This window comes from Zavarzinia sp., from assembly GCF_049306435.1.
Lineage (GTDB): Bacteria > Pseudomonadota > Alphaproteobacteria > Zavarziniales > Zavarziniaceae > Zavarzinia.
Window position 1 is genome coordinate 1 of the sequence record NZ_JBAQRT010000131.1, and the last position, 6,701, is coordinate 6,701.

5 protein-coding genes are annotated in these 6,701 nt (G+C 68.8%); all 5 read left to right on the top strand.

Features of this window, described 5'->3' with window-relative positions:
- On the top strand, positions 1–1,350 hold a 1,350-nt coding region (locus tag WAZ62_RS07050; protein ID WP_422642806.1), incomplete at its 5' end, for an aldehyde dehydrogenase family protein.
- Positions 1,347–2,525 (top strand): NAD(P)/FAD-dependent oxidoreductase, encoded by a 1,179-nt coding sequence (locus WAZ62_RS07055; protein WP_422642807.1) that lies wholly within the window; start codon positions 1,347–1,349, stop codon positions 2,523–2,525. The genes WAZ62_RS07050 and WAZ62_RS07055, both read left to right, overlap by 4 nt.
- A 67-nt stretch (positions 2,526–2,592) precedes the next feature.
- Positions 2,593–2,874, top strand: coding sequence for a type II toxin-antitoxin system RelE/ParE family toxin (locus WAZ62_RS07060; protein WP_422642808.1), 282 nt, complete (start codon positions 2,593–2,595; stop codon positions 2,872–2,874).
- 14 nt (positions 2,875–2,888) lie between these two features.
- Positions 2,889–3,182: a HigA family addiction module antitoxin gene (locus WAZ62_RS07065; protein WP_422642809.1), complete on the top strand. Its 294-nt coding sequence runs from the start codon at positions 2,889–2,891 to the stop codon at positions 3,180–3,182.
- Positions 3,183–3,272: 90 nt separating this feature from the next.
- A partial coding sequence (putA, locus tag WAZ62_RS07070) for a trifunctional transcriptional regulator/proline dehydrogenase/L-glutamate gamma-semialdehyde dehydrogenase (RefSeq protein ID WP_422642810.1) occupies positions 3,273–6,701 on the top strand: 3,429 nt, incomplete at its 3' end.

Sequence of the window (6,701 nt, forward strand, 5' to 3'; positions counted from 1 at the left end):
ACCGCCGCCTTCGCGGCCTGGCGGCTGGTGCCGGCGCCGCGCCGGGGCGAGCTGGTCCGCCTTTTGGGCGAGGAACTGCGCGCGGCCAAGGCCGAACTGGGCCGGCTCGTCACCCTCGAGGTCGGCAAGGTGCCGTCCGAGGGCGAGGGCGAAGTGCAGGAAATGATCGATATCTGCGATTTCGCCGTCGGCCTGTCGCGCCAGCTTCAGGGCCTCGCCATCCCGAGCGAGCGGCCCGACCACCGCATGATGGAGCAATGGCACCCGGCGGGCGTCGTCGGCGTCATCACCGCCTTCAATTTCCCGGTCGCGGTCTGGTCGTGGAACGCGGCCCTCGCCCTTGTCTGCGGCGATCCGGTGATCTGGAAGCCGTCGGAAAAGACGCCGCTGACCGCCCTCGCGGTCGAGGCCCTGTTCGCCCGCGCGGCGGCCCGTTTCGGCGGCGTGCCCGACGGCCTCGTGCAGGTCGTCACCGGCGGGCGCGATATCGGCCAGATCCTGGTCGACGACGCCCGGGTCGCCATCCTGTCGGCGACCGGCTCCACCCGCATGGGCAAGGCGGTGGGCGAGCGGGTGGCGCGGCGTTTCGGCCGCAGCATTCTCGAACTGGGCGGCAACAATGCCTCGATCGTCGCGCCCTCGGCCGATCTCGACCTCGCGGTGCGGGCGATCGCTTTCGGCGCCATGGGCACCGCCGGCCAGCGCTGCACCACCCTGCGCCGGCTGATCGTCCATGCCTCGGTCTATGACGCGCTGGTGCCGCGCCTCGCCAAGGTCTATCGCGCGGTCTCGGTCGGTAATCCGCTGCCGGGCGATGTGCTGGTCGGTCCGCTGGTCGATGCCGCCGCGGGCGAGGCGATGGCGAAGGCGCTGGAGGCGGCGCGGGCGCTGGGCGCGACGGTGACTGGTGGCGAGGTCGTGACCGTGCCGGGCGCGGAAGCCGCCTGCTACCGCCGCCCGGCCCTCGTCGAGATGCCGGAACAGGCGGGGCCGATGCTGGACGAGACCTTCGCGCCCATCCTCTATGTCGTGAAATACCATGATTTCGCCGAGGCCATCGCCCTGCAGAATGGGGTCGCACAGGGTCTCTCCTCCTCGATCTTCTCGACCGACATGCGCGAGACGGAAGGCTTCCTGTCCGCCGCCGGCTCCGACTGCGGCATCGCCAATGTCAACATGGGTACCTCGGGGGCCGAGATCGGCGGCGCCTTCGGCGGCGAGAAGGAGACCGGCGGCGGCCGCGAATCCGGCTCCGATGCCTGGAAGGGTTACATGCGGCGCCAGACCTCGGCGATCAACTTCGGGCGCGGCCTGCCGCTGGCCCAGGGCGTGAGGTTCGACGTGGAATGACCGCTTATGACGTGGTGATCGCCGGCGGGGCGGTCACGGGATCGTCGGTCGCCTATCACCTGGCGGCCCATCCCGGCTTTTCCGGCCGCATCCTCGTTATCGAGAAGGACCCGGCCTATCGCTTCTGCGCCTCGGCCCTCTCGGCGGCCTCGATCCGCCAGCAATATTCGAGCGCGATCAATATCGCGATCTCGCTCCATGGTATCAAATTCCTGCGCGGCATCGGCGAGACGCTCATGGTCGACGGCGAGGCGCCGGAAATCGGCCTGGTCGAGGGCGGTTACCTCTTCCTCGCGACCGAGGCGGGGCGGCCCGTGCTCGAGGCCAATCACCGCCTGCAGGCCGGCATGGGCGCCGATATCGTGCTGCTCGGCCCCGACGGGCTGAAGGCGCGTTTTCCCTGGCTGAACACGGAAGGTCTCGCCCTCGGCTCCTTCGGCGTCACGGGGGAAGGCTGGTTCGACGGCTATGGCCTGATGCAGGCCTTCAGGCGCAAGGCCCGCTCGCTCGGCGTCGAATACAGGGCGGCGACGGTCGCGGGGGTCGAGCGTGAGGGCAACCGGGTGGTCGCGGTGCGTCTCGACGACGGCAGCCGCATCGCCTGCGGCGCCCTCGTCAACGCCGCGGGCGGCGGCGGGCCTGCGCTGGCCCGGGCGGCGGGGGTGGAGATTCCGGTGCATAACCGGAAGCGTTTCATCTTCACCTTCACCTGCGCCGACAAGGTCGCGGGCGCGCCCCTGCTGATCGATCCGACCGGCCTCTATTTCCGGCCGGAAGGCACGGGCTTCCTCTGCGGCCTCCAGCCGCCCGAGGGCAGGGACCCGGATGCCGATGGCGATTTCGAGGTCGATCACGATTTCTTCGACGAACATATCTGGCCGGTGCTGGCCGCCCGCGTGCCCGCCTTCGAGCGCATCCGCCAGGGCCGCGCCTGGGCCGGCCATTACGACATGAACCTGTTCGATCACAATGCGATCGTCGGGCCGGCCGGCGACCTCGCCAATTTCCATCTCGCCAACGGTTTCTCGGGCCATGGCCTGCAGCAGTCGCCGGCCATCGGCCGCGCCCTCGCCGAGCTGATCGTCGAGGGCGCCTACCGCAGCCTCGACCTCTCGCCCCTGTCCTTCGAGCGGATCGCGGCGGGCCGGCCGCTGATCGAGGCGAATGTGGTGTGAACATTGCGTACCGGAAATTGGTACGTTCGGGCTGGATCGGTCGCCGGCATAATGATAGTTTGACCGGGTGATCAAGACCTTCCGCGACCCCCGAAGCGAAGCGATCTACCGGGGTGAAATCCCCAAAGGCGTGCCGGCGGATGTCCTGCGCCGGGCGGTGCGGAAAATGTTCCTGATCGACACGGTCACGCGCCTCGACGATCTCCGGGTTCCGCCGGGCAACCGGCTGGAAGCCCTGAAAGGCAAACGCGAGGGGCAGCATTCGATCCGGGTCAACGATCAGTGGCGTATCTGCTTCGTCTGGATTGACGGCAATGCGCACGACGTCGAATTCGACGACTATCATTGAGGATGCTCGAAGCCATGCCACGCACCATTCCCTTGCCGCATCCGGGCGAAGTGCTGCGCGAGGAATTCCTGATCCCCATGGGCTTGTCCGTCTATGGCCTCGCGAAGGCGATCGACGTGCCGCGCAGCCGGATCAACGACATCTGTCACGGCCGTCAGGGCATGACCGCCAGCATTGCTTTGCGTCTCGGCAAATATTTCGGTGTCGACCCGCAGTGGTTCATGAACATGCAGACCCGCTACGATCTCGCGACCGAAGCCGAAGCCCTCGCGGCGACCCTCGATCGGATCGAGCCCCGGGCGGCCTGATCGACCGGGGACCGACAGTCGATCCAATTCTTCTGTACGGGTTGCACCTATCGGGGTAGATAGGTGCAACCCTATCGGCGGAGCACGGTCATGGCCCTTACCACCATCGGCGTCAAAGTCAGCGACGAGTTGCGGACCCGGCTGAAGGCGGCCGCCGATCGGATCGGCCAGACGCCCCACTGGCTGGTGAAACAGGCGCTGACCGCCGCGATCGAGCGGATCGAGCGGGGCCGGGGTTTCGATGCGACTGGCGAGGGCGATGGGGTTACCCTGCTGGAGGGCGATGGTGCAACCGACGCCGCGCTGCCCTTCCTCGAATTTGCGCAAGGGGTCCAGCCCCAGGGGGTGTTGCGGGCGCGGATCACCGCCGCCTACCGCCGGCCCGAGCCGGAATGCCTGCCCTATCTGGTCGAACTCGCGGCGCTCGATCAGGGCAAGCAGGCCCGGGTGGCCGAGATCGCCCGTACCCTCGTCACCCAGTTGCGGGCCAAGGCGCGTCATGGCGGGGTCGAGGGGCTGATCCACGAATATTCGCTGTCGGCGCCCGAGGGCGTCGCGCTCATGTGTCTCGCCGAAGCCTTGCTGCGCATTCCCGACAAGGCGACGCGCGATGCCCTGATCCGCGACAAGATCGCCGCCGGCGACTGGAGCGCCCATGTCGGCCATAGCCCGTCGATGTTCGTCAATGCCGCCACCTGGGGCCTGGTGGTGACCGGCAAGCTGACCGCGACGACGAGCGAGGCCGGCCTTTCCGCCGCGCTGACCCGGCTCATCGGCCGCTCGGGCGAGCCCCTGATCCGCAAGGGCGTCGACCTCGCCATGCGCATGATGGGCGAGCAGTTCGTCACCGGCCAGACCATCGCCGAAGCCCTCGCCAATGCCCGCAAGCTGGAGGCCAGGGGCTTTCGCTATTCCTACGACATGCTGGGCGAGGCGGCGACCACGGCCGCCGACGCCGCTCGTTATCTCGGCGATTACGAGACGGCGATCCACGCCATCGGCCAGGCCTCGGGCGGGCGCGGCATCTACGAGGGGCCGGGCATCTCGATCAAGCTCTCCGCCCTGCATCCGCGCTATGCCCGCGCCCAGATCGAGCGGGTGACCGGCGAATTGCTGCCCCGCCTCAAGGGTCTCGCCCTGCTGGCCCGGCGTTACGACATCGGCCTCAACATCGACGCGGAAGAAGCGGATCGGCTGGAAATCTCCCTCGATCTGCTGGAAGCCCTGTGTTTCGACCCCGACCTTGCCGGCTGGAACGGTATCGGTTTCGTCGTTCAGGCCTATGCGAAGCGCTGCCCCTTCGTCATCGATCATCTGATCGACCTCGGCCGCCGTTCCGGCCGGCGGCTGATGGTCCGTCTGGTCAAGGGCGCCTATTGGGACAGCGAAATCAAGAAGGCGCAGGTCGACGGGCTGGAAGGCTTCCCGGTCTACACCAGGAAAGTCCATACCGACGTTTCCTATCTCGCCTGCGCGCGGAAGCTCCTCGCGGCGCCCGACGCGATCTATCCGCAGTTCGCCACCCACAACGCCCAGACCCTTTCCAGCGTCATGGTCATGGCGGGCGACAATTACTATGCGGGACAATATGAGTTCCAATGCCTGCACGGCATGGGGGAACCGCTCTACGAGGAGGTGGTCGGCAAGGCCAGGCTGAACCGGCCGTGCCGGATCTATGCCCCGGTGGGCACCCACGAGACCCTGCTCGCCTATCTCGTCCGCCGGTTGCTGGAAAATGGCGCCAATACCTCCTTCGTCAATCGCATCGCCGACGAGACCGTGCCGGTCGACGAGCTGATCGCCGATGCGGTGCAGGCGGCGCGGGCGATCGAGCCCCTGGGCGCGCCGCATCCCGCGATCCGCTCGCCGCGCGACCTGTTCGGCGAGCGGCCGAATTCCGCCGGCCTCGACCTCTCGAACGAGCAACGCCTCGCCTCGGTCTCGGCCGCGCTGCTGGCCAGTCTCGATGTCGCCTGGGTCGCGGGCGATCCGCTCTCCCCCATGGTGCCGGTGACCAATCCGGCGGATCGGCGCGATATCGTCGGCAGGGTCGCCTTCGCCGAGCCCGGCGATGTCTCCGCCTTCGTCGCCTCGGCCGTCGCCGCCGCGCCGGTGTGGAGCGCGACGCCGCCTGCCGCCCGGGCTGCCTGCCTCTATCGCGCCGCAGATCTGATGGAAGCGCGGATGCCGATGCTGCTCGGCCTCATCGTGCGCGAGGCCGGGAAATCCCTGCCCAACGCGATTTCCGAGGTGCGGGAGGCGGTCGATTTCCTGCGCTATTACGGCCGCACGGTGGAGCGGGATTTCGATGGCCTCACCCACCGCCCGCTCGGCCCCGTGGTCTGCATCAGCCCGTGGAATTTCCCGCTGGCGATCTTCACCGGCCAGGTCGCGGCGGCGCTCGCCGCCGGCAATACCGTCCTCGCCAAGCCCGCCGAGGAAACCCCGCTGATCGCGGCCGAGGCGGTGCGCCTGCTGCAGGAGGCGGGGGTCGCGCCCGGCGTGCTCAACCTCGTCGTCGGTGACGGCGCGGTGGGCGCGGCGCTGGTCGCCGATACCCGCATCCGGGGCGTGATGTTCACCGGCTCGACCGAGGTCGCGCGGGCGATCCAGCGCCAGCTCGCCGGGCGCCTGACCCCGGAGGGCCGGCTGATCCCGCTGATCGCCGAGACCGGCGGCCAGAACGCGATGATCGTCGATAGCTCGGCCCTCGCCGAACAGGTGGTGGGCGATGTCATCGCCTCCGCCTTCGACAGCGCCGGCCAGCGCTGCTCGGCCCTGCGCATCCTCTGCCTGCAGGACGATGTCGCCGACCGGGTGCTGACCATGCTGAAGGGCGCGATGGCGGAACTCGTCGTCGGCAACCCGGACCGGCTGTCGACCGACGTCGGCCCGGTGATCACGGCGGAGGCCAGGGCGGTGATCGAAGCCTATGTCGCCGCCATGGCGGAGAAGGGCTGTCCCGTGTTCCGCCTGCCGCTCGGCGAGGCGACGGCGGCCGGCACCTTCGTTCCGCCGACGCTGATCGAGATCGGCGCCATCGCGGATATCGGCCGGGAAGTCTTCGGTCCCGTGCTGCATGTGCTGCGCTACCGGCGCAAGGATCTCGACGCGGTGATCGACGCGGTGAATGCCACGGGTTACGGCCTGACCTTCGGCCTGCACACAAGGATCGACGAGACCATCGCCCGGGTCACCGCCCGCGTTCATGCCGGCAATATCTATGTGAACCGCAACACGATCGGCGCCGTGGTCGGCGTGCAGCCCTTCGGCGGCAGCGGCTTGTCCGGGACCGGGCCGAAGGCGGGCGGGCCGCTCTATCTCCCGCGGCTCCTCTCGCAGCGGCCGGTGGCGCCGGGCGCGGCGGAGCCTTCCGCCCTCGCCGAGGCTTTCGCCGCCTATCTCGAAGGGCTGGGGCTTGACCGGCTGGCGGCCGATGCCCGGGCCATGGCGGCGCGCAGCCCGCTCGGCCGGCGGATCGAGTTGCCGGGTCCGGTGGGCGAGCGGAACACCTATGGT

Bases quoted from the DNA above. Each gene is read 5' to 3' on its own strand.
- WAZ62_RS07065 (WP_422642809.1), top strand. From the start codon at position 2,889: ATGCCACGCACCATTCCCTTGCCGCATCCGGGCGAAGTGCTGCGCGAG.
- WAZ62_RS07055 (WP_422642807.1), top strand. From the start codon at position 1,347: ATGACCGCTTATGACGTGGTGATCGCCGGCGGGGCGGTCACGGGATCG.